At 59.2% G+C, this 22582-nt stretch carries 17 protein-coding genes and 4 tRNA genes; 7 read left to right on the plus strand and 14 right to left on the minus strand.

From position 1 onward, the window contains the following. Window positions 1-122: 122 nt before the first annotated feature. The 7 genes from argH to HF885_RS04835 form a co-directional block, all read right to left on the minus strand. Window positions 123-1520 (minus strand): argininosuccinate lyase, encoded by a 1398-nt coding sequence (gene argH / locus HF885_RS04805; RefSeq protein WP_170103808.1) that lies wholly within the window; start codon window positions 1518-1520, stop codon window positions 123-125. Window positions 1521-1556: 36 nt separating this feature from the next. Then, the gene (locus tag HF885_RS04810) at window positions 1557-2819 is read right to left on the minus strand and encodes an argininosuccinate synthase (protein WP_170103809.1); all 1263 of its coding nucleotides are present in this window, start codon (window positions 2817-2819) and stop codon (window positions 1557-1559) included. 684 nt (window positions 2820-3503) lie between these two features. Beyond that, window positions 3504-3579, minus strand: a tRNA-Lys gene (locus tag HF885_RS04815). A 38-nt stretch (window positions 3580-3617) separates the two neighbouring features. Beyond that, window positions 3618-4901: an aminopeptidase gene (locus tag HF885_RS04820; RefSeq protein WP_170103810.1), complete on the minus strand. Its 1284-nt coding sequence runs from the start codon at window positions 4899-4901 to the stop codon at window positions 3618-3620. A 118-nt stretch (window positions 4902-5019) separates the two neighbouring features. After that, a tRNA-Gly gene (locus tag HF885_RS04825) sits at window positions 5020-5094 on the minus strand. Window positions 5095-5644: 550 nt separating this feature from the next. Then, a tRNA-Ala gene (locus HF885_RS04830) sits at window positions 5645-5720 on the minus strand. A gap of 60 nt (window positions 5721-5780) precedes the next feature. Beyond that, window positions 5781-5857, minus strand: a tRNA-Ile gene (locus HF885_RS04835). A gap of 230 nt (window positions 5858-6087) precedes the next feature. On the opposite strand from HF885_RS04835, the gene HF885_RS04840 reads away from it, so the two are divergent. Next, on the plus strand, window positions 6088-6591 hold the full coding sequence (locus HF885_RS04840) for a bifunctional nuclease family protein (RefSeq protein WP_170103950.1): 504 nt from the start codon (window positions 6088-6090) through the stop codon (window positions 6589-6591). A 154-nt stretch (window positions 6592-6745) separates the two neighbouring features. Here the strand turns inward: HF885_RS04840 and gyrA are convergent, their stop codons facing one another. The 7 genes from gyrA to HF885_RS04875 all read right to left on the minus strand — a co-directional run bounded on the left by gyrA (window position 6746) and on the right by HF885_RS04875 (window position 17649). Then, window positions 6746-9562, minus strand: a complete 2817-nt coding sequence (gene gyrA, locus HF885_RS04845) for a DNA gyrase subunit A (RefSeq protein WP_328804330.1) — start codon at window positions 9560-9562, stop codon at window positions 6746-6748. 39 nt (window positions 9563-9601) lie between these two features. After that, window positions 9602-11611, minus strand: a complete 2010-nt coding sequence (gene gyrB / locus HF885_RS04850) for a DNA topoisomerase (ATP-hydrolyzing) subunit B (RefSeq protein ID WP_170103811.1) — start codon at window positions 11609-11611, stop codon at window positions 9602-9604. A 129-nt stretch (window positions 11612-11740) separates the two neighbouring features. Continuing rightward, window positions 11741-12343, minus strand: a complete 603-nt coding sequence (locus HF885_RS04855; RefSeq protein WP_170103812.1) for a hypothetical protein — start codon at window positions 12341-12343, stop codon at window positions 11741-11743. Further along, on the minus strand, window positions 12336-13424 hold the full coding sequence (gene recF / locus HF885_RS04860; protein ID WP_170103813.1) for a DNA replication/repair protein RecF: 1089 nt from the start codon (window positions 13422-13424) through the stop codon (window positions 12336-12338). Before recF ends, HF885_RS04855 begins: the two co-directional genes overlap by 8 nt. Window positions 13425-13426: 2 nt before the next feature. Then, on the minus strand, window positions 13427-14530 hold the full coding sequence (dnaN, locus tag HF885_RS04865; protein ID WP_170103814.1) for a DNA polymerase III subunit beta: 1104 nt from the start codon (window positions 14528-14530) through the stop codon (window positions 13427-13429). Between the two features lie 238 nt (window positions 14531-14768). Continuing rightward, on the minus strand, window positions 14769-16319 hold the full coding sequence (locus tag HF885_RS04870; RefSeq protein WP_170103815.1) for a chromosomal replication initiator protein DnaA: 1551 nt from the start codon (window positions 16317-16319) through the stop codon (window positions 14769-14771). A gap of 223 nt (window positions 16320-16542) precedes the next feature. Then, the gene (locus HF885_RS04875; RefSeq protein WP_170103816.1) at window positions 16543-17649 is read right to left on the minus strand and encodes an ATP-binding protein; all 1107 of its coding nucleotides are present in this window, start codon (window positions 17647-17649) and stop codon (window positions 16543-16545) included. Window positions 17650-18030: 381 nt separating this feature from the next. Between HF885_RS04875 and rpmH the strand changes: the two genes are divergently transcribed. The 6 genes from rpmH (at window position 18031) to rsmG (ending at window position 22475) form a co-directional block, all read left to right on the plus strand. Next, window positions 18031-18165 carry a 50S ribosomal protein L34 gene (gene rpmH / locus HF885_RS04880; protein WP_019127408.1) on the plus strand — a complete coding sequence of 45 codons (135 nt, stop codon included), beginning with the start codon at window positions 18031-18033 and terminating at the stop codon, window positions 18163-18165. Between the two features lie 7 nt (window positions 18166-18172). Continuing rightward, complete coding sequence (rnpA, locus tag HF885_RS04885; protein WP_170103817.1) at window positions 18173-18499, plus strand: ribonuclease P protein component; 327 nt, start codon at window positions 18173-18175, stop codon at window positions 18497-18499. A 30-nt stretch (window positions 18500-18529) separates the two neighbouring features. Further along, window positions 18530-18742, plus strand: a complete 213-nt coding sequence (yidD, locus tag HF885_RS04890; RefSeq protein WP_170103818.1) for a membrane protein insertion efficiency factor YidD — start codon at window positions 18530-18532, stop codon at window positions 18740-18742. 21 nt (window positions 18743-18763) lie between these two features. Next, entirely contained in the window at window positions 18764-19519 is a 756-nt protein-coding gene (locus tag HF885_RS04895) for a YidC/Oxa1 family membrane protein insertase (RefSeq protein WP_170103819.1), read from the plus strand. 106 nt (window positions 19520-19625) lie between these two features. Next, the gene (locus HF885_RS04900) at window positions 19626-20168 is read left to right on the plus strand and encodes a R3H domain-containing nucleic acid-binding protein (RefSeq protein WP_170103952.1); all 543 of its coding nucleotides are present in this window, start codon (window positions 19626-19628) and stop codon (window positions 20166-20168) included. 1560 nt (window positions 20169-21728) lie between these two features. Further along, complete coding sequence (rsmG, locus tag HF885_RS04905) at window positions 21729-22475, plus strand: 16S rRNA (guanine(527)-N(7))-methyltransferase RsmG (RefSeq protein ID WP_170103820.1); 747 nt, start codon at window positions 21729-21731, stop codon at window positions 22473-22475. The last annotated feature ends 107 nt before the right edge of the window (window positions 22476-22582 follow it).

Raw genomic sequence — 22582 nt, forward strand, 5'->3', positions numbered from 1 at the left:
ACAGGTTGGTTACGCTCCTACACGCAAGATTCTACCGCGCAAAAAAGAGCCTGGGCCGGCTGTGGCCCAAGCTCAGAAGACCGTCATGCAAGAAACGTGCGAGTTTACCCATGCGAGAAGAGCTACATGCCCTCCACCATGGCCTCGTCGGACTGAAGGCGCGCCTTGGCCTCGCCCAGCTGCACGCGGACGGCGTCGTGCCCGGTGCCGCCGTAGGTGTTGCGCGCGCGAGCGATGCCCGCGGGGTCCAGGTCCGCCACCACGTCCTCCTCAAACAGGTCGCTCGCTGCCTGGAACTCCTCCAGCGTCAGATCCTCCAGGCCCTTGCCGTGCTTCTCGCAGTACAGCACCAGCTCGCCCACCACCTCGTGGGCGCGGCGGAACGGCATGCCCTTCTTCGCAAGGTAGTCGGCCACGTCCGTCGCGGCCGTAAAGCCCGCCTTCGCCTCCTCTAGCATCCTGTCCGCATGCACGGTCCAGGTGTCGATCATGCCCTCCATGCAGGTCATGCAGTCACGCAGGGCCTTCGCTGAGTCGATGGCGCCCTGCTTGCACTCCTGCAGGTCCTTGTTGTACGCAAGCGGCAGCCCCTTCATCGTCACCAGGAGCGCCACCAGGTTGCCAACCACGCGCCCGGACTTGCCGCGCGTGAGCTCGGCAAAGTCGGGGTTCTTCTTCTGCGGCATGATGGAGGACCCCGTGGAGTACTCGTCGCTCAGCGTGACGAACCCAAACTCCGTGGTGGACCACGTGATAATCTCCTCGCACAGGCGCGAGAGGTGCATCATGCTCACGCTGCAGGCAAACAGCAGGTCAAGCAGGTAGTCGCGATCAGATACCGCATCCATCGAGTTTGGGATGGGGTGGTCGAAGCCCAAAAGCTCCGTGGTATAGAAGCGGTCCAGCGGGTACGTCGTGCCCGCGAGCGCGGCCGAGCCCAACGGGTTCGCATCGGCGTCCTCAAAGGCAGACTCGATCCTCTTCAGGTCACGCGTGAACATCCAGAAGTACGCCAGAAGATGATGCGAGAAGAGCACGGGCTGGGCATGCTGCATGTGCGTATAGCCCGGCATCACCACGTCGAAGTTCTTCTCGGCCGCCGAAAGCAGGGTCTTCCGCAGCTTGCAGTTCTCTTTCGCGAGCTCGCGCAGCATGTCCTTTGCCAGGAGCCTGATGTCCGTCGCCACCTGGTCGTTGCGGGAACGCCCGGTGTGCAGGCGCGCTCCGGGCGCGCCGATGTCGCGAATGAGCGCGCCCTCCACGGCCATGTGGATGTCCTCGTCGTTCACGTCCCACGCAAACGTGCCGGCGTCGATCTGGCCCCTTATCCTCAGCAGGCCGGCCTCGATCTTCTCTGCGTCCTCCTGGGGGATGACACCTTGGCGGGCAAGCATCCTTGCGTGCGCGATGGAGCCCGCGATGTCTTGCGCGTACATGCTCTTGTCATCCTCGAGCGACGCGCCAAACTCCTGCGTGAACTCGCTCACTCCCTGCTCAAAGCGGCCTGACCAAAGTGCCATCCCTGTCCAATCTCTCGTTTTTCTGCCCTGGCGACCCTACGCCACGTGGACGTTCTCGCTCTGCTTCTGCAGCTCGTACTCCGCGGCGGGTCCCTGCGTCTTGGACCACGTGGTCGCGGCGAGCGTGTGCAGCTCGATGAAGCCCTTGGAGGCGCTGCGGTCAAAGGTGTCACCCTCACCATACGTCGCCAGGCTGTAGTCGTACAGCGAGTACGCGCTCTTGCGGCCGGTCACAGTCATGCTGCCCTTGTAGAACTTAGCCTTGACCTGGCCGGTTACGAACTTCTGGGTGTCCGCGCAGAACGCGTCCAGGGCCTGCTTGAGCTGGGAGTACCAAAGCCCGTTGTAGACGGTGGTCGCCCACTGCTGGTCGATCATGTGCTTGTACTGCAGGGTCGCGCCGTCCAGGCACATGGTCTCGAGCGCCTTGTGCATGTTGATGATCGCAAGGGAGCCGGGACACTCGTACACCTCGTGGCTCTTGATGCCCACAACGCGGTCCTCGATCATGTCCAGGCGGCCGTAGCCGTGCTTGCCCGCGATCTTGTTCATGCTGATGATCAGGCTCAGCAGGTCCATCTTCTTGCCGTTGAGCGAGACCGGCTTGCCCTGCTCGAATCCAAGGACGACCTCCTCGGGCTCGTCCGGGGCGCTCATCGGGTCGGCGGTCAGCGTGTAGATGTCCGCCGGAGCCTCCTTCCACGGGTCCTCAAGGGCGCCGCACTCGATCGCGCGGCCCCACAGGTTCTCGTCCAGGGAGTACGGCTTCGCCGCGGTGGTGGGAACGGGCACGCCGTGCTGCTTCGCCCACTCCATCTCGTCCTCGCGGGTGTGAAGGTCCCACTCGCGCGCGGGCGCCAGGATCTTCAGCTCGGGATCAAGCGCGTGGATGCTGGACTCGAAGCGCACCTGGTCGTTGCCCTTGCCGGTGCAGCCGTGGCAGATGTAGGACGCGCCGGTCTCGTGCGCGATGTCCACCAGGTGCTTCACGATCAGGGGACGAGACAGGGCGGACAGCAGCGGATACGTGTCCTCGTACATGCCGTTTGCGGCGATGGCCTTCGTCAGGAAGTCCTCGGCGTACTCCGAGCGCATGTCAAGCGCCTTGGAGTACACGGCGCCCATGCCCAAGGCCTTCTTCTCGATCCAGGTGAGGTCCTGCGCGTCCTGGCCAACGTTGCCGCAGATCGCGACGACGTCGAGGTTCTTCTCGAGCTGCAGCCACTTCACCATGACGGAGGTATCCAGACCACCCGAATACGCCAGGACGACCTTTTCCTTGTTCTTCTCTGCTGCCATCTTAAACACCCCTGCTTCCTATGTGCGATTTTCCGTGTGATGTGCCAAATTTTCGATAGCTATGACCACGGGGCCATGCCCCGGTTGTTTGCACCGTTGCGTAGGTACAAAAAAGGCGCCCGGCTCTGCCAGGCGTCTACACTGTCCAGTTTTAGGCTTGTTGAACTATGCCTCGAGGACCGAAGTGAGCGCGCGCTGGCGTCGCAGCGTGGAACGTCGATCCTGGCGTCGGAGGGAGTTGATCATGTTGAGCGTGAATGCCATATAAAACCCCTCCTTCATGCGTTGTGCTGCATCCATTGCAGCGCTTCCTGCGTTGGTGAAAGACTTTAGCGGCAAAATCGGGCCACACAACCCAGAATCTTGGTTCGAGACACGTTCGTAACAATGTCAACACAACTCCATAACGATTGTCACGCACGTGGCCACGGTGCAAGATACGTGCAAAAACGTGCCCGCGGCGCTGCCAATGACCCCTGTGGGCGCCCGATGCCGCATCTCACAAGCTGTCATGACATCGCTATTCAAACCATTGCATCAAGAAGTTCACGCCATGACGCCGTAGAGAAACAGGGGCCCGCCTAGGCGAGAAGTGCCTGATAGGCGGCTGTAAGGCCGCTGCCGTATGCTAGGCACAAAAAGAGCCCCACACCGCGTTTTCGCAGGTGTGGGGCTTGTTTTTAGTGGTGGGTCGTGTGGGTCTCGAACCCACGACCTTGGGATTAAAAGTCCCCTGCTCTACCAACTGAGCTAACGACCCTCATGTGTGCGTACGGAAAATGATATCACGTCGGGCAGCTATTCGCTCTCCCAGGCCCACGCACCGTTGCGAAACACGGGGACCTCCTCGCCGGACGCCTTCACACCCGTGACGTTGAGGTCGTCGGAGCCAATCATGAAGTCCACGTGCGTGGCGGACTGGTTCACGCCGCTCGCGAGCAGGGCGTCCTTGTCCATGTCCAGGCCGCCCTCCAGGCACTCCGGGAAGCCCGTTCCCAGCGCAAGGTGACAGCTGGCGTTCTCGTCGTACAGGGTGTCAAAAAACAGCAGGCCGGACTGCCTTATCGGCGTGCGCTTCGATATGAGCGCGCACTCGCCAAGGTACGCGGCGTTCTCGTCGGTCTCTATAATGTGGCGCAGCACTTCTCCCCCGCGCGCGGCGTCGTACTCCACGACCTTGCCGCCCTCGAATCTCAGCCAGAAGTCGTCCACGATCTGTCCGGCGTGCACCAGGGGCATCGCGGAGTACACGATGCCGTCCACGCGCGTGCGTGCCGGCGTGGTGAAGACCTCCTCCGTCGGGATGTTCGGGAAGAACACGGTGCCGTCCACGGTGCGGCCGGCGCCACCCTCCCAGATGCCTTTCGCGTTCAGGCCAACCGTGAGGTCGGTGCCGTTCTTCGAGGTGTAGTGCAGGCGATCGAAGGCCATGTCGTTCAGGAAGCCCTTGTTCTTCTCGAACGCGGCGTTGTGGGTCTCCCAGTCAAGCTGCGGGTCAAGGCCGTCGGCGCGCGCGACCTTCAGGATCGCAAGCCACAGGCGATAGACCGCCTCGTAGGGGGCGCAGTCGGGAAAGACCTTCCGCGCCCACGCCTCCACGGGCGCGCCGGCGATGCACCAGACGTTCTTGCCAAAGTCCATACCGTTTCTGAACGAGAGGCACTCCGTGTTGCGCGCGTGCGCCGCCGCGGCGGGCTTCGCGGGGTCGATGCCGTCCAGCGCGGATGGGTCGCTGCCCTCTATGAACAGGAAGCACGCGCCCGCCTCGGCAAGCGAGTTCAGCTGCTCCACCTTCCACGTGGGCGTGTGGCGAAAGTGCTCCAGCGGCACGTTCTCATACTCCAGCCGCGCCATCGCGTCGTCGCCCCAGATCACGGTCACGTGACCGGCGCCCTCGCGATAGGCCAGGCGCACCACGCGCCTGGCAAAGTCAGCGCACTCCACGGGGGCCTGGACCACGACCTCCTGTCCTTCTCGCACGCAAAGGCCCTTGCGCACAAGCAGCTCCGCGTACTTGTCAATCTGGCCGCTCAGGCCCTCTATGGCCAGCGTGCACTCCTCGCGGGTCATTCCCTTGCTCACGTTCGCACCTCTTCTCTTGTGGCTTTGCGGCGTCAACGGAAGACGCCCGTAAGGTCCCGGCCAACCGGCCGCCGGACCGCAAACAAATACGGGCCCCGAAGGGCCCGTCTGACATCCATGGAGCGGGCAACGGGATTCGAACCCGCGGATGATGGCTTGGGAAGCCATTGCCTTACCACTTGGCGATGCCCGCATCTGTTTGAGCATTCTAACACAGCTTGCCCAACGCGGGGAGTGCGGGCACAATTCCTTCCGCACAAGCCGCAAAGCAACGCGCATGGCCGCGGGCGAGAAGGACATGGGGCCAAGACTAGCAGGCATCTCCTTACCATGTACGCAATTCCAGCCCGTCGCGGTACCCCTGACCTGCAAGAAGGTAACTGCAAGACGCGTGCGAGCCATCTGCAGGTGCCGTTTGCTACGCTTTCCGTCCACGAAGGCCCCCATAGGAAGGTGAACCACATGGTCGAACGCGAACCGCGTCAGAACGCCGAGGTCACAAAGGCCAAGGAGCCAACACGTCATGGTCTGGCCAACAGGCCGGGCCGCTGTCAGCTTCGCGGCGGGGACCCCATAAGGGGCGGCGTCCCGCTTGCCGCCGGGCATGCCGGCCTCTTGGGAGGTGATCGTCGCGCGCTGTAGAAGAGCCGTCACATCGCAACAAAAAGGAAGTCCACCAATGTAGGAATGTCGTTGCGCGTCTAATAAAAAACCGCGGGAGCGTACCCGCGGCATCATAAACATGGTGGAGACGATGGGGATCGAACCCACGACCTCAGGCTTGCAAAGCCCGCGCTCTCCCAGCTGAGCTACGTCCCCGATAATAATCGCCCCAGCGGCGACTCGGCTAGCGCTGGGGCGATTATTCTCAAGAAAAAATGGTGGGCCCGACAAGGTTCGAACTTGTGACCTCCCGGTTATCAGCCGGACGCTCTGACCAACTGAGCTACGGGCCCAACGCGAGAAGTAATATTACTCAGCATCGGTACCTAGGTCAACCGCAATCCCAAATTTCTTTCCCTTCTCTTTTCCTCCACATTTCGTTCGTTCTGTCCGGAAGCGCGGCCGTGCAGCGGGGCAATGCAACGCGGCAGTGTATATCTGGTGTTTGCCAAATAGTGCTTGCGCCCCTTCCTATTGTGGGTAAGATATCCACGCTAAAGAGAGGTGGATTCACTTGGTAAGAATGGACATCCAGACAGTGGTGGTCGGCGGAGGTCCCGTCGCGTCCCTCATCGTCCTCAGGACCAGGAAGCCCAACGCGGACGGCAGCTTCACGCAGCTACCCATCCGCATCGGCGCGGTCGAGGCAACCGCGATCTCCATGGGGGTCGATGGCGCGCACGGCAGCCGCCCCATGACGCACGACCTTTTGGCGTCGACCATCAAGGCGCTGGGCGCACAGGTCTCTCGCGTCGTCATTTCCGACGTCGAGGGAACCACGTTCTTTGCCCAGGTGGCGCTCCGGACCGATTCTGGCCGCATCGTTCAGGTGGACGCGCGCCCGTCGGATGCCATCGCCCTTGCGGTCCGCGTCGACGCGCCGCTGTTTGCGGAGGAGTCCGTGCTCGAAGCCGCGACCCTGCCCGATTTCGCGTCGGTCGAGAAGGACGAGGAGAAGCAGGAGCTCGAGAAGTTCCATGCCTTCGTCGAGGGCCTCTCCCCAGACGATTTCAACGCCACCCACTAGCTCCGGCCTCGTACCTGCCCCCGGCGCACCAGGGCGTCGCAGGGGCTTCAACACGCACATGCCTGCCGCTATGGCAAACGCCCGGGCGAGAAGATCAGCTCTTCTCGCCCGGACGCCTTTCTAGCGTCAGCCTTTCCCAGGGGTCGCGGACCCGCTACTCGTCGTCCTCGATGAGCGTGTCGTCCAGCTCCTCCTCGCCGCCGATGTCGACGGGATCCTCGTCGTCGGCCTCCTTGGCACCGGCAGCCGCAAGGTCAAGCGATCCCTGCATCGGGTTCGCCTTCGCGGCCTTCTTCTTGTGCGCGACCATCCTGGCGACGGCGCTGATCTTGTCGCTCTCGCCCAGGTTCATGATCTTCACGCCCTGCGTCGCGCGGCCGAGCCTCGATATGTCGCTCGACTTCACGCGAATAACGACGCCCTCCTCGGACACGATCATCAGCTCGTGCTGAGGCCCAACGACGCGGCACGCCACAAGGTTGCCCTTCTTCGTGGTCATCGCGATGGTGGCCACGCCCTGGCCGCCGCGCTTGTGCTCGGGGTACTCGGACACGGGCGTGCGCTTGCCATAGCCGCGGTCCGTGATCACCAGCAGGTCACCGTTGCCGTTCGTGATCTCCATGCCCAGCATCTTCGCGCCGTCCTTCAGCGTGATGCCGCGGACGCCGGAGGTGTCGCGACCGGTCGGGCGGATCTCGGCCTCGTCAAACAGGATGGCCTTGCCCAGGTCGGAGCACAGGATGACCTTCTCGCCGGACTTGACCCTCCTCACGTTGACAAGCTCGTCGCCCTTCTTCAGGTTGATTGCGATGATGCCGTCGCGGCGGCTCTTGTCGTAGTCGCTCATGGCGGTCTTCTTGATCATGCCGTCGCGCGTGGCAAACAGCAGGTACTCGTCCGCGGGGAACTCCCTCGTGGTGATGACGGCCGTCGGGTGCTCGCCATCCTCAAGCGGCAGCACGTTCACGAGCGCGGAGCCCCTTGCGTGGCGGCTGCCCAGCGGCAGCTCGTGCACCTTCAGGCGGTACACCTTGCCCCTGTTCGTGAAGAACAGCACGTAGTCGTGGGTAGACGCCACAAACAGGTCCTCGACGAAGTCGTTGTCCTTCAGCGAGAGGCCCTGGACGCCCTTGCCGCCGCGCTTCTGGGAGCGGTACGTCGCCACGGGCAGGCGCTTGACGTAGCCGGCGTGCGTGAAGGTGACGACCATGTCCTCCTCGGCGATGAGGTCCTCGACGTCGAGGTCCACGGGTGCGTCAGATATCTGCGTGCGACGCTTGTCGCCAAACTTCTGGGCAATTTCCTGCATCTCGGTCTTGATGACCTCGAGGATCTTCCTCTGGTCCGCAAGGAGTCCCTCGTAGTACTCGATGGCCTTGCGCAGGCCGTCGAGCTCGTCCTGGATCTTGTCGCGCTCCAGGCCGGTCAGGCGGCGCAGGCGCATCTCGAGAATCGCCGTCGTCTGGATCTTGGTGAACCCAAACCTGTTGATGAGCCTCTCGGACGCCTCCGTGTCCGTGCGGCTGGAACGGATGATGGTGATGACCTCGTCGATGTGGTCGAGCGCAAGCAGCAGGCCCTCGAGGATGTGCGCGCGGGCACGCGCCTTCGCAAGGTCGAACTTCGTGCGGCGGGTAACTACGTCGACCTGGTGGTCGATGTAGTACTGAAGCATCTCGCGCAGCGTGAGCGTCCTCGGCACGCCGTCGACGAGCGCGAGGTCGATGATGCCGAAGGAGCTCTGCAGCGCGGAGTACTTGTAAAGGTTGTTCAGGACGACCTCGGGCACCGTGCCCTGCTTCAGCATGAGCACAAGGCGCAGGCCCTTGCGATTCGACTCGTCGCGCATGTCGGTGATGCCGTCGATGCGCTTCTCGTTTACCAGGGCCGCGATCTTCTCTTGCAGGGTGCCCTTGTTCACGCCATACGGGAACTCGGTGAACACCAGCTTGTTGCGGCCGCCCTTCGTGGACTCCACGTGCGCCTTCGCGCGGATGGTGATGATGCCGCGACCGGTCTCGTACGCCTGCTTGATGCCCTCGGAGCCCATGATGAGGCCGCCGGTCGGGAAGTCAGGTCCCGGCATGACGGTCATGAGCTCGTCCACCGTCGCATCCGGGTTGTCGATCAGCATGCAGACGGCGTTGATCGCCTCGCGCAGGTTGTGCGGCGGAATGTTCGTCGCCATGCCGACTGCGATGCCCTGAGAGCCGTTGACCAGCAGGTTCGGGAAGCGCGCGGGCAGGACCACGGGCTCCTGCAGCGACTCGTCGTAGTTCGGCTGCCAGTCGACCGTGTCCTTGTTCAGGTCGCGCAGGAGCTCCATCGCCGGCCGGGCAAGGCGTGCCTCGGTGTAACGCATTGCCGCCGCGCCGTCGCCGTCGATGTTGCCAAAGTTGCCGTGGCCGTCCACCAGGGGCACGCGCATGCTGAACCACTGGGCCAGGCGGACCATGGCGTCGTACACGGCAGAGTCACCGTGCGGGTGGTACTTGCCGATGACTTCGCCAACGGTCCATGCCGACTTCTTGTGCGGCTTGTTCGGGAAGATGCCCGCCTCGTTCATGGCGTACAGGATGCGCCTGTGAACGGGCTTCAGGCCGTCGCGCACGTCCGGGAGCGCACGGGCCGTGATGACCGACATGGAGTACTCGATGAACGACTGCTCCATCTCGTGACCGAACTCGTGAAACTGCAGACGGCCGCCATGCACGTCCACGCCGTCGCCGGCGCCACGGTTGTCGTCGCCCATCTGGAGCTGCTCGTCGGCGTCGTCGTCCTCGGCGTCGTCCTCGTCGTCGGAGCCACCGTCGTCCATGCCGGCCTCGTCCTCCGCGTCCGGGTCGTACACCGGCGCGTCAGAGTCGTCCGACTCTGCCCTGTCCAGCAGGCGCTGCAGGTCCTCGGGCAGGGTGACGTCGTTGTCGCCGCCCTGTCCCAGACCGTCGTTGCTGTTGCTGTTATCTGCCACTTATCGTGCCTTTCGTCTGTCGCTTGCCTGTCTGCGCCGCTACGCGTCCAGGAAGCGGGCGTCCTTCGCGTGCTTCTCGATGTAGTCCCTGCGGTACTCGACGGAGGTTCCCATCAGTCGCGACACCGCCTGCTCGGCGCGCGCGGCGTCCTCGATGCCAATCCTCTGCAGGATGCGCGTCTTCGGGTCCATCGTCGTGTCCGCCAGCTGCTGCGGGTCCATCTCTCCCAGGCCCTTGTAGCGCTGGACGGTGTACTTGCGCTGCTTGCCCTCCGCGTCGCGCGGCACGTACTGCTCGATCGCCTGGGCGAGAAGAGCCTCCTCCGCCGTCTTGCCGTCTGGGTACACGTAGTGGATCTTCTTGCCCACCTTCACGCCGAAGATCGGCGGGCAGGCGCTGTAGATGTAGCCTGCGTCGATCAGCGGACGCATGTACTTGTAGAAGAACGTCATCAGCAGGATGCGGATGTGCGCGCCGTCGACGTCCGCATCGGTCATGATGATAATCTTGTGGTAGCGGGCCTTGTTGATGTCGAAATCGCCCGCGTCCGTCGTGACGCCGGTGCCGATTGCCGTGATGAGGCTCTGGATCGTATCGGAGTTGAACGCCCTGTGGTCACCCACGCGCTCGACGTTCAGGATCTTGCCTCGAAGCGGGAGGATCGCCTGGATATCTCGGCGGCGGCCGTCCTTCGCCGATCCGCCTGCCGAGTCACCCTCGACGATGAAGAGCTCGGTCATGGCCGCGTCGCGCACGGAGCAGTCCGCAAGCTTGCCGGGAAGCGACGCGGACTCGAGGATGCTCTTGCGGCGCGTTGCCTGGCGCGCCTTCTGGGCCGCAAGGCGTCCCTTTGCGGCGCTCGATGCCTTCTTGAAGATCTCTTTCGCCTGCTTGGGGTGCTCCTCCAGGTAGTCCGCAAGGCCGCGCGACACGATCTTGTTCGTGAGCGTCCTCATGTACGAGCTGCCTAACTTCGCCTTCGTCTGTCCCTCGAACTGCGGGTCGGGAAGCTTGACGGATATGACGGCCGTCAGACCCTCGCGGATGTCGTCTCCGGTGAGGTTCGCCTCCTTCTCCTTCAGCAGCTTGTGGCTGCGGGCATAGTCGTTCACCGTCTTCGTGAGGGCCGTCCTGAAGCCCTCCAGGTGCATGCCGCCCTCCTCGGTGTAGATGTCGTTCGCGAACGACATCACGTGCTCCGAGTAGCCGGTGTTCCACTGCATGGAGACCTCGACCTCGCCCTTCTTGGCGAGCGGGGTGTCCTCGTCCGTCTTGCCCTCGATGTAGATGGGCTTCGACAGGCCGGGAAGCACGGTCTTCTCGTACGCCTTCTTCTCGGGGCTCCAGCCGTTCAGGAACTTGACGAAGTCGTTGATGCCGCCGGCATAGCAGAACTCCTCCACGCGCGGAACAAGCTCGCGCTCGTCGGTCAGTACGATCTTCAGGTTCTTGTTCAGGAACGCCGTCTCCTGCAGGTGGTTCTTCAGGGTGTCGAAGTTGTAGACGGTGGTCTCGAAGATCTTCTCGTCGGGCCAGAAGGTGATGGTCGTGCCCGTCGTCTTGGACTTGCCGATCTCCTTCATCTTCTCGATGGTCTTGCCGCGCGAGAATTGCATCTCATAGATCTTGCCATCGCGCTTTACCTGCGCAATCAGCTTCTTCGAGAGCGCGTTCACAACGGAAACGCCGACGCCGTGCAGGCCGCCGGACACCTTGTATGCGTTGTTGTCGAACTTTCCGCCGGCGTGCAGGATGGTGAGCACGACCTCGAGGGTCGGCTTCTTCTCGGTGGGATGCATGTCGACGGGGATGCCGCGGCCGTTGTCCACGACGGTGATGGAGTTGTCCGGATGGACCGTGACAAGAATCTTGTTGCAGTACCCGGCCATGGCCTCGTCCACGGAGTTGTCGACGATCTCCCACACCAGGTGGTGGAGACCGGTCTCGCTCGTGGTGCCAATGTACATGCCGGGACGCATGCGGACGGCTTCGAGACCCTTGAGGACCTTGATCTCGCTTCCGCCGTAGTTGCTTTCTTCTGTCGCCACTCAGTTTCCCCTCTATATTGAAATAAAAAGAGACTCCTCGATTTTAGTCCAAGGGGTCTCTTTTAGTTTGAGCCAAACATAAAATGGAATGCTGCGCCATCTTAAAATCACGTCAGCGGGCTTGTAAGCCTATTTCTGATGATTTGTCCGATTCTTCGTGTTCTCTAGCAGTTCTCTTCTGAACGAGAGCTCAATGGCTCTCTCCGCCTTCGCGCGAATCCCGTCGGGAAGGTCGCGCGTCATGTCCTCGATGCGGCCGCGCTCCTCCTGCGAAAGGCCGGGCAGCGCCACCGAGGCATGCTTCTTGCCGATGCCCTCGTACTTCTCGCCCGTGGCCTTGCGCATGTGCCGCGCGTCGGAAAGCCTGAACTTGACGCCAGACACTTGCAAGCCAACGCCATGGAGCCGCGCAAGGTAGATCTCCTTGTTCGCGTTGAAGTCCGACATCCTCACGTGCGAGTCCACGTACACGCACAGGACGGGGTCCCTCCCCTTCTTCGTGGGTGTCTTGTCGAGAAAAACGCCCGTAGTGTGCTTTCGCTCTATGTCTCCGTTCGCGCCGTACCAGGCCGCGCGGGCGCGTTGGTTCTCGGTCATGTGCGCGCGCATGTCCGTGCTCACCGTACCGCTCAGTATGGACGAGAGGGGCGTGTCGTTCCTGAAGCGCTCCTCGTCGAAGACGTAGCCCCTCCCGTAGTTCTTGGACGTGCCTTTTTCCCTGGGGTTACCCATCTATCCTCACGACTCTCGCGTCCAACAGAAGCTCCTCCGGGAAGTATCCAAGGTTTGTCGTCGTCACGACCGTCTGTATGCCGGACTGCACGAACCTCGTCATCGCGTCGCGACGCCCTTCGTCCAGCTCGCTCATGACGTCGTCCAGAAGCAGCAGCGGCTGCTCGCCCACAACCTCCTGCGACAGCCTCACCTCGGCCATCTTCCACGCCAGCACGATCGAGCGCTGTTGCCCCTGCGAGCCGTACGCGCGGGCGTCGCGGCCGTCGATGGTGAAGGCGATGTCATCGCGCTGGGGTCCCACAAGCGTCTGCTGGCGCCTGAGGTCGTCCTGCCTGCCCTCCTCCAGCTTCCTCGCAAAGAGGTCGCAGAGCTCGTCGCGGGTGCGCCCGCTCAGGTCCTCGCCAAGAGACGAGACGTACTGGCAGTCCAGCTTCTCGCCGGAGGCGATCTCGCTATAGATGTCGCGAAGATAGTGCCCGAGCCTCTCGAAGAGCCTCAGCCGCGCGGCGAGCAGCGTCGCCCCGCCAAGGGATACCGATGCGTCCCATGCGTCCAGGAGCGCGAGGTCGGGGTAGTCCTCCTTCAGGAGCCGGTTCCTCTGCTCCACGGAGCGCAGGTAGGCGGAGAGCACCTTCGCATAGCCACGATTCGCCTGCCGGCCAAAGCCGTCGAGCTCGTCGCGGCGGTACGAGGCGCCCCGCTTCACAAACGAAAGGTCGTCGGGGTTGAAGAGAACCGACATGAGCGTTTCAGGAAGGTCCTGAGAAGAGCACTTCTTGCCGTTCCTGAAGAATCGGCGGCGCCTGTCCTCCACCTCGCACGATACGTCTATCACGCGTCCGTCGCCCTCGAGTCTTGCGGATATCTTCGCGGCGGCACAGTCCTCGCGAACCTGCTGAGACGGCTTCGCCTTCCTGAACGAGGTTCCGGCGGTAAGCATCTGCAAGGCCTCGACGGTATTCGTCTTACCGACGGCGTTCCTTCCCGCAAGGATGGTCATGCCGTCGGCAAAGTCGATGCTCTTCTCGCCAAAGTTGCGCCAGTCGCGCATGCCAAGGGTCTTGACGCGCAGTCCCACGGCTACATCCTGACGGGCATCAGCAGATAGAGGTAGTTGATCTTGGAGTATGACTTGAAGATGCCCGGCTGCATGGTGCTCTGGAGCTCGAGCGTGATCTCCTTCTGGTCGTTCGCGGCGTTCACGCAATCGAACACGTAGTGGTAGTTCAGCGCGATGGACATGGCGTTGCCCTCGACTTCCACCGGCAGCAGCTCCGTGGACTCGCCCTGGTCGGGCGAGCTTGCAGAAAGCTTCATGACCTTGCCGTCCGGGTCGATGTCAAAGCGTACGGAGGGGTTCGTCAGCGCGATGACCGAGACGCGCTTGAGCGCGGCGGAGAACTGCGCCACGTCGATCCTGACAGACGTGTTGCAGCTGGGCGGCAAAAGCTGCTTGTAGTTGGGGAAGGTTCCGTCGATCTTGCGCGACACGTAGGTCGTGTCGCCAAACGCAAACACGACCTGGCTGTTCGTCGTGCCAATCGTGATCCTCTCCGTCATGGACGGGAGCGACAGGACGTCGTGGAAGGTGTTGCCCGGGACGATGGTCTCGAACGCCTCCTGTATGGAGCTCGTCTCCACGTTCGAGTCGCACACGGCCAGGCGGTACGAGTCGGTCGCCACGAGTCTGATCGTGTTGTCCTCGACGGTCAGGAGCACGCCGGAAAGGATGGGGCGCGACGTGTCCTTCGAGGTCACCTTGTAGACCTTCCCCACCATCTCGGAAAGAAGGTCGCTCGGCAGCTCGACGGTGCGGTCGAGGTCATACTCCGGGAACTCGGGGAAGTCGGCGGGGTCGAGGGTGTTCAGACGGAACGACGACTTGTCGCACTGGATCGTCAGGACCCTCTCGCCGCCCTCGAACATCACGGCCGCGTCGGGAAGCGTCTTCACGATGCTCGTCAGGATCTTGCCGGACGCCACCGTCGCGCCCGGCTCCTCGACGTCAGCTGCGATCCTGTGCCTGATCGATATGTCCAGGTTCGTCGTCTGGAACTCGAGGACGCCTTCCTCCGCCTTTATATATATGCCCGAGAGCACGGGGAGGGTCGAATTCGAAGCCATTCCCTTTGCTACCACAGAGAGGGCTTGCATGAGTGCAGACTGGCTTACTGTGAATTTCATTCGGTACCCTCCATTGTTATTGGTACTTATATATAGAAAAGAAGTAGTGGTAATAATAAGGCTTGTAGAAAAGTTGAAAAGTCAGAATCTCCGCAGGTAAATGGAATGTAAGCGCGACTTGGGCTACTTCATTTCTCCTTACGTCAGTTAACACTCACAATATGTCGAAAACCTCCGTCTACAACGATGCCGCACTTTTCGACTCTTCTCTACAGGATTTCTTCCAGCTTTTCGAACCCTATCTGTTGTCGGTTATCCCGTCTTGCAGAGTCTGGATCCTATCTTGGAAGATCCTGTCCTCCTTGCGGGTCTTGTCGACCCAATAGATGCTGTGCTTGACGGTCGCGTGGCTCCGTCCGCCGAACTTCTTTCCTATGTCTGCCAACGTGTTGTCGGTAAGCTCCCTCGTGAGCCAGACTGCCACGTGCCTTGGCTCCATCAGTTCCTTGTTGCGCTTCGAGCCAACCAGGTCCATATGCGAGACGTCGTAGTAGGTCTCGACCGCCTTCTGTATCTGCTCGACCGTGATGGTCTTCTGACCGGTCGGCCACTTGGCGTTCGCAATCTTTATGATGTCTTCCCGGTCCAGTCGCTCGCCCAGCTTTTCCTTGCGCGACGCGGTTATCAGGCAGGTGTGCACGAATCCCTCGATGATGCGGATGTTCGTGCCCGATTTCTCGGCCATGAGCTTCCGGTCCGTCTCGGATATCGTTCCCGTCATGCCGGGGATGTGCTCCCTCACGGCGTCCTGCTTCATGGTGTCGTAAAAGCTGTTGATGAGCTTCAACTTCAGCTCGTAGTCTGGCACCTGTATGCTCACGGTCACGCCGGAATCCATGCGACTGGTCTCGCGCTCGTCGAACTTGCTGTCACCCATGCCAAGCTGCGAGGGGGATCGGTCGGCCGCAAGAACTATCTGCTTCCCGTGCGACATGAGCGTGTTGTACGTCTCGAAGAAGAAGCTGATCGTGCCCGCCGCGCGGCGCATGTTCTGAATGTCGTCGATAATCAGCACGTCGACGTTCTGGTAGTTGCGAGACAGCGCCGCCTTTGCCGGGGTGTCGCCCACGTTCATCGCGTTCACGTAGTCGTCCACAAACTCCGTGCCCGTGCGGTACACGCACAGCCGCGACGGGTCGTTCTGCGCAATGTAGTTCTGGATCGCGCGCAGCAGGTGGGTCTTTCCCAGCCCGCTCTTCCCATATATAAACAGTGGGTTGTAGCTCTTGTTCCCGCCGTTTGCCACCTGCTTCGCCGCGTCGAACGCAAACTCGTTCTCCTCGCCGGACACAAAGCGGTCAAACGTGAGCTTCGAGTCGGACGGGTCGATGACCTCGTTCTGGAAGTCGCTCACCGGTCGCTCCGCGGCCTCCGGGCGAGAAGGGCCGCCCGCCGTCGCCGTTGGCACCGTCCTGGGCGCCACGCTCGCCGGCGCCGACGCAGGCTCCATCGCCGTGGCCGTCGTGTTGATGCGCCCGACCTCCTCGCGCGACATCTCCGCGCCCGTCTGTACCGGGCGACGTACGGAGTCGTGCGTCAGCATGACCTCGAAGCCCACGGGCTGGAAGGCCGCCTGCTCCAGGCACTCCTCGATCATGGGAGTCTGCTGGGATATCTTGCGCTGCGCAAATCCCATGTTCGTGGACACCGTCAGCTTCTCGCCGTCAAACGAGACCGCCTGGCAGCTCCTGAGCATTGCCAGCGTCGCGGGCGCGACGTTCCTTTCGGCAAGAAGCGTCAGTGCGTCTTCCCAGAGCGCTATCGCATCCGATTCCTGAGATGAAGTCATACCTACCATTTACCTCTGCAATGTTGAAAAGTGCACCCATTATATGATGAAAACCGTCCGAGCACACCCTCGGCGCCGGTCGAGTACTTCTCGCCCGGAGTTTTTATTGCCGTATGTCGCCCGCCGCGTCCGCGCCCGCACGCCCCCGCTCCGCCAAGGCCGCACACCGCCTTCCCGTCGTCGCACTGGGCTGGGGCTTTATGGCTTGCGCTATTTGGCTGCGCTATATCTGCTGCGCGTACGTCCTGCCAAGGTCGGTCAGGGCATACTTCTGGGCACCCTTGTTCTTCCTGATGAAGCCCGCCTTCTCAAGCTTCTGCAGCTCGCGCGTCCACGTGGGCTGCGAGCTGCCAAACGCGCGCGTCAGCTCCGTCGGGCCCACGGTCGGGTTCGCCTTGAGGTACGAAAGCACGCTTACGTCCCTTTCGCTTAGCGAGAAGGGCGCGGGCTGCGGAGCCGCCATGGGCTGTTGGGGCTGCATGTATGGCTGGTATTGGCCCTGCTGCTGGTATGGCATGCCCTGCTGCATGGGCATCTGCTGGAACTGCGGCCACCCCGGCGCGAAGCCCCCCTGCGGATAGGCCGGCTGCCCATAGGGCATCGCCCCGTACTGCTGCATCCCGACGCCCTGTGGCATCTGCGGCATCGCCGCCGTCCCGGGCATTGCCGCCGGCATCCCGCCTCCCGCCGGGCTCTGCATGCCCGTGGGGCTCTGACCCTGCATGCCGCCCATGGCAAAGTCCTGGGTGTCCATGGGCTGGTCCGTCATCTGCTCGTCGTCCTGAACCACATTGGATATCGTGACTATGGTTCCACCGGAAATGTTGTCCTCGATGGTGAGCGACCCGCCGCGGTCCGTCATGTACTGCTGCACGTACGGCAGACCGCTCCCCACCCCGCGGATGTACTGCTTCATGGGCTCCGTCGCGGACGTCGTCCCGTACTCGAGCGCGAGTTCCTTGGACTTGATGCCCGGCCCCTGGTCCGAGAACTTGATCGTCTCGCCGCCGTCCAGGATGCTAATGGTCGGCTCGAGGAAGTATGCGTGAATGAAGTTCTCGACAATCTCCCTTATCACCATAAAGGGAATGGTGCCGCCCTGCTCCTTGGAAAGTCTCGTCACCGTCGCGGTGATCTCCTCAAGATAGGAGCGCACGTCCTTCGGCTCCACAAGCACGACGCGCGGCGCCGCCGCCGCGTCGTCGTACACGGCGATGCGCGCGGGGTATTTCACCTTCAATTCATCGCCATCTGTGGAGGTTTTGGGGGTCCCCTGCGCCTCATTCTCGCCGTCTGCGTTCTCTACAAACGGGTAGAAGTCACGCGGCATGTTCGTCCCTTTCTCCTTAGTTTTAAACAATTCATCTACGCATGTTGAAAACTATTCAATCTGAATAACATCCGAATGAAAGATTTCAACACGGGATGAAACGTTGTTCAAAACTTGGGCGGATGTTGTTCGTATCGGGTGAAAAATCATAGCATCATTCATCAACAAAACCGCAGATGAGACTCAAGTATCGCCGAAATCATGCTCAATGAATTTCATTCAACATAGCCTGAATGACCTGTGTGTGCCCACCTAGCGTCGCCTCAAGGGTCAAATTGTGGTCTCTAGCAGAGGGAAATTGACATTTCGCCTGACAGTTCACTACAATCTTGTGGCTTGACGCTATTGGTCCTATATGTTGATCCTCGGGAGGATTTAAAAATGAAGCGTACTTATCAGCCTAACAAGAGGAAGCGCGCAAAGACCCACGGCTTCCGCGCCCGCATGGCAACCAAGGGCGGCCGCGCCGTCCTCGCCCGCCGTCGCGCCAAGGGCCGCAAGAGGCTTACCGTCTAGGCACGCCATGGAGACCATCAAATCCAAGCGAGATTTTGAAGCGGTCTTTTCTGGCGGGAAGAGAGTCAGCCATAGACTCGTCCGAGCTACAGTTTTAAAGTGCAACGAAGGCGACTTGGGAAAGGTCGCCTTCGTCGCACCTAAGCGACTGGGCAACGCGGTCTATAGGAACAGGTGCAAGAGGGTGCTTCGAGAGGCCGCCCGCTCGTGTGGCTTTCCCGTCCAGGGCACAAGAATCATCCTGTTCGCAACGAAGGCAACGCACGAAAGCTCCCCGGACGAAGTGTCCGAGGCGCTGCGAAGCCTTCTCAAGCGTTGCGGCATCAACGGCTAAGAACGGCGCTGGGCGAGAAGGGCTTGCCATATGGTTAAGAGAGTTCTTCTCGTCTTGATAAGGGGTTACCAGAAGTACCTTTCCCCGCTGTTCCCGCCATCTTGCATCTACGAGCCGTCTTGCTCCCAATATGCCCTCGAGGCCATTGGCAAGTACGGCGCCCTGAGAGGTTCGTGGCTCGCCTTTAAAAGAATCCTGCGGTGCAACCCATTTCACAAAGGCGGCTATGACCCTGTCCCCTAGCTTTGATAACCGGAGGAATCCATGTGGGACTGGTTTATTGATTTCCTGATGCAGATACTGCAGTGGCTCGCCAACTTCAGCGGCGACTGGGGTATTGCCGTCATCATCCTCACCATCATCATCCGACTCCTGGTCATGCCGCTCATGACGAAGTCGACTGCCTCGAGCGCAAGAATGCAAGCGCTGCAGCCAAAGATGATGGAGATCCAGAACAAGTACGCGGACGATCCCGAGCGCCAGGCAGAGGAGCTTCGCAAGTTTACTGCAGAGAACAAGTTCAACCCCCTTGGGGGCTGCCTTCCCATCCTCCTGCAGATGCCCGTCTTCTTCGCACTCTTCACCGTCGCCAAGCAGGTCCCCTCGTCCGCTCACTTCCTCAACATCATGCCGTCCCTTGGCATGTCTGCCGCGCAGGCAATGGATAAGGGCATAAGCGTCGCGGCGGTTTATATCGTCTTTGACGTGCTGTTTGGCATCCTCACCTTCATCCCTATGATTATGAATCTCCAGAACACCCCCGAGGAGCAGCGCCAGCAGACTCTCGTCATGGGTGTTGTCATGGCCGCGATGATGCTCTGGTTTGGCTGGACCGTTCCTGGTGCCGTCCTTCTCTATTACGATGCGTCTGCCGTTTGGCAGGTTGCACAGCAGAAGATCGTCACCCAGAGGGTCATGGACAAGGTCAAGGCCGAGACCGAAGCCAAGCTTGCGAACCAGGGTGTACAGGTCGACGTTGTACGCAAGGAGCGCAAGCCGCGCCCGCACAAGAAGAACTAGAATTAGTGGATTCAGCTGCGCGGCCCCTTAGGATGGGTCGCGCTATCGTTTGTGGAGGTAACACGTGGAGGACGTTCAGAGTGCCTCTTCTGAAGAGAGCGAGCAGATGCAGGCTCCTGTGATTGAAGATGAGTTCTCGAGCATTCGCGAACACTTCGAGAGCGACGTCGACCTCACCGATGAGGAAGTCGACAAGATCGCTGACGTCGCCGTGACGTACATCAGAGAGCTGCTTGGCTTCTTCGGTGAGGAGCACATCTCTATTGATGAGTATGACGGCGACGACGGCGAGCTCATCCTAGACATCAGTGGCGGAGACCTCGCAGTTCTCATCGGTAGGCACGGCAAGACGTTGGATGCCCTTCAGATGGTCGTATCTTCCTACCTAAGTAACAGGCTTAAGTTCCACTATCCCATCGTTGTCGATATAGAGGGCTACAAGAGCCGTCGCCGCGAGAAGCTTGCAGAGCTGGCACGCTCAGCGGCGGCACGAGCGAAGAAGCAACATGGACGCGTTGCGATGGCCCCCATGAATGCCTATGACCGTCGAATAGTTCATCTTGCGCTCGTCGACGATGAAGAGGTAACCACCCATTCCGAGGGTAGCGAACCTGAGCGAAGGGTAATTGTTACCTATGTGAAGGCATAATTCAGTCCATATTGTTGAAGTCAGCAGGGAGACTGCCTTTAAGGCAGCCTCCTTTTTTATTTGGCTAAGTTCGCTGCCGCGCAATGCGAAACAGGGGAAGATACCTGAGTCTAAAGACGTCTCTGATGATATGCGATGAAGTCGACTTCCTGGAGCTGTGATCGATTGTCCTGTCGGCCGAGAGAGCAATGAGAGCGTAATGACACAAGAGGGGTCTCGCATGCAAAGTGACGGTGTGAGCGAAATGTCGTAGGACTCCAGGCGAAAAGATAGGGCCTACATTGTCTTTACGGGACTATCGTAATGATGCACGCTAGTCGCCTATTTGGTGGATGCAAGTCATCTAAGTGGCGGGTAAAGCAAGATTACGTAGGTGTGTTGATGGTCGACTGTCAATATGTGCTCTTATAGCTTTACGGATTGCTTGGGAGTTTAGACTAATGGCCTAAAGTACGTTATGGGACACCACTTTCGAACGAGTTTCGGACCAGTAGACGCTTCAAATGCAGGCCTATCAACGTCCATCACGGGAATGGTCGCGTCTGAGAGCAACGACTACAGAAGTACGACTTAATGTATTTATCGATAGTGTGCGTACGATTGTGTATAGAAGTGTTTGGGGTAACCTGGCGAAGATGGTCTGTCAGAATTCGTCCGAGAGGTTGCTGCAAAGCTCCTGCCATTAGGTTTGATTTACGGCCTGTAAAGACAAAAGTGGCTGATCGTGACGCTGAAGGTGAGCTGGCAGAAACAAACCATATGGAGAACCTAACGGTCTCAACAATTTGAATTAAGTGAATACTGTCGCGCCCAGCAACTCGAATACTTTGATCGACTAAAGCACAAGTGAGATGATCATGTCGAAATTTAAGGCACATTGCTCATAAGACGCGCACCTACTATTGAAGATTGCATTTTGCCATAGGCAGAATACCTTGGTGTATGTGTTGTCACAGATGTTGGTCAATGTCAGTTTGGGCTCGAGGATGGACTCGAAGATTCGAGCTTGATTGATCATATCAATCAAGAAGGATGCATTGTTCGCATCGATGAACAATGCGGATCCTCAGTTCATCACGGGAGATCTTAGCAAGATTTGGGATTTCAGAAGTCCAACGTAACGCATATGGACATTCATAGCCAAACGTATGGGTCGAAACGAACCGCCTTGGCATACCGATTTGATGATAGTGGACGAAGCGAATCATTGCTGATTAGAACAACATCGTTGCTTATGGACTATGGTAGGCGCAGCGCCTTAGTGAATGCAGATCATCGTCTATCTGGGTATCAATCTACGCCGGTTAGTTTTGTTTCCATTGACTATGTTCAAGGATACTTTCGCTCGTGAGCCACAGGTCGCATGTACACTCAAATGGCTGCTAAGTCATGAACTACAGTCTTTCGTCTAAAATCTTTGCCATGTTGAAGGATGCCTTACTAATAACACTAGGACGCTATGAGCTAGGCGTTAGAATCTATACTCTCGAACCCTGCGAACAAATTTTATGACAATAAATCCCGATACAAGAGATTCTGTCATGGTGAAGGAATTTTATTATGTTGGATAACGAAATAGAATACGAAAATATACTTAAGCAAAGAGCACTGCAGTATGGAATAGCAATAAATGATGCTGAAGCCTGTAAACTATTGCAGCATCTAAAATTGGTGATTGAAGCTAATAAGTCAATCAACCTAACGAGAATTACTTCTATATGCGAAGGCATCAACCTTCATATACTTGATTCTCTACTCTATATCGCTGCTAATGAGAGTATCAGGGAGTCTAGTGGGAAATTGCTTGATATTGGTACCGGAGCAGGATTCCCTGGTATCCCAATAGATATATGTTCCCCAATGCATGTAACAATGATTGATTCTGTTGGTAAGAAAGTAAGGGTACTTCAAAGCTTTGTAGATGAACTCAAGCTTGGAAACAAGACCGAATGTATCCAAAGCAGAGCAGAAGAATTTGCAAATGATAGAAGTGAGTCATTTGAACTTGTGACTGCCAGAGCTGTTGCCAAGCTATCTACTCTTATAGAGTATGCAACCCCTTTTCTAAAATTAAATGGCAAGGCTGTATTCTCTAAAGGCAGACTCTCGTCTGATGAATTTGAACACGCGAAATTGACAGCTCAGATTTGCGGCATGAAACTTGTTTCACGTGAAACATTTGAGCTTCCTGATGAATCTGGCCATAGGGAACTTCTTACATATGTTCGTGAAAAGGATCCGAAGGTAAGACTCCCAAGAAGGAATGGATTAGCAAAGTCAGAACCTTTATACATGAAGTTGAAGTAGTGTTTCACGTGAAACATTGTCGAGCACAGTGAATGAGACAGTTCCTTCAAACGATGCGTAGCTATGTTGGTGTGAACTAGATACAATGTTTCACGTGAAACAGATTT

Source organism: Parafannyhessea umbonata (assembly GCF_012844235.1).
Taxonomy (GTDB): Bacteria; Actinomycetota; Coriobacteriia; order Coriobacteriales; family Atopobiaceae; genus Parafannyhessea.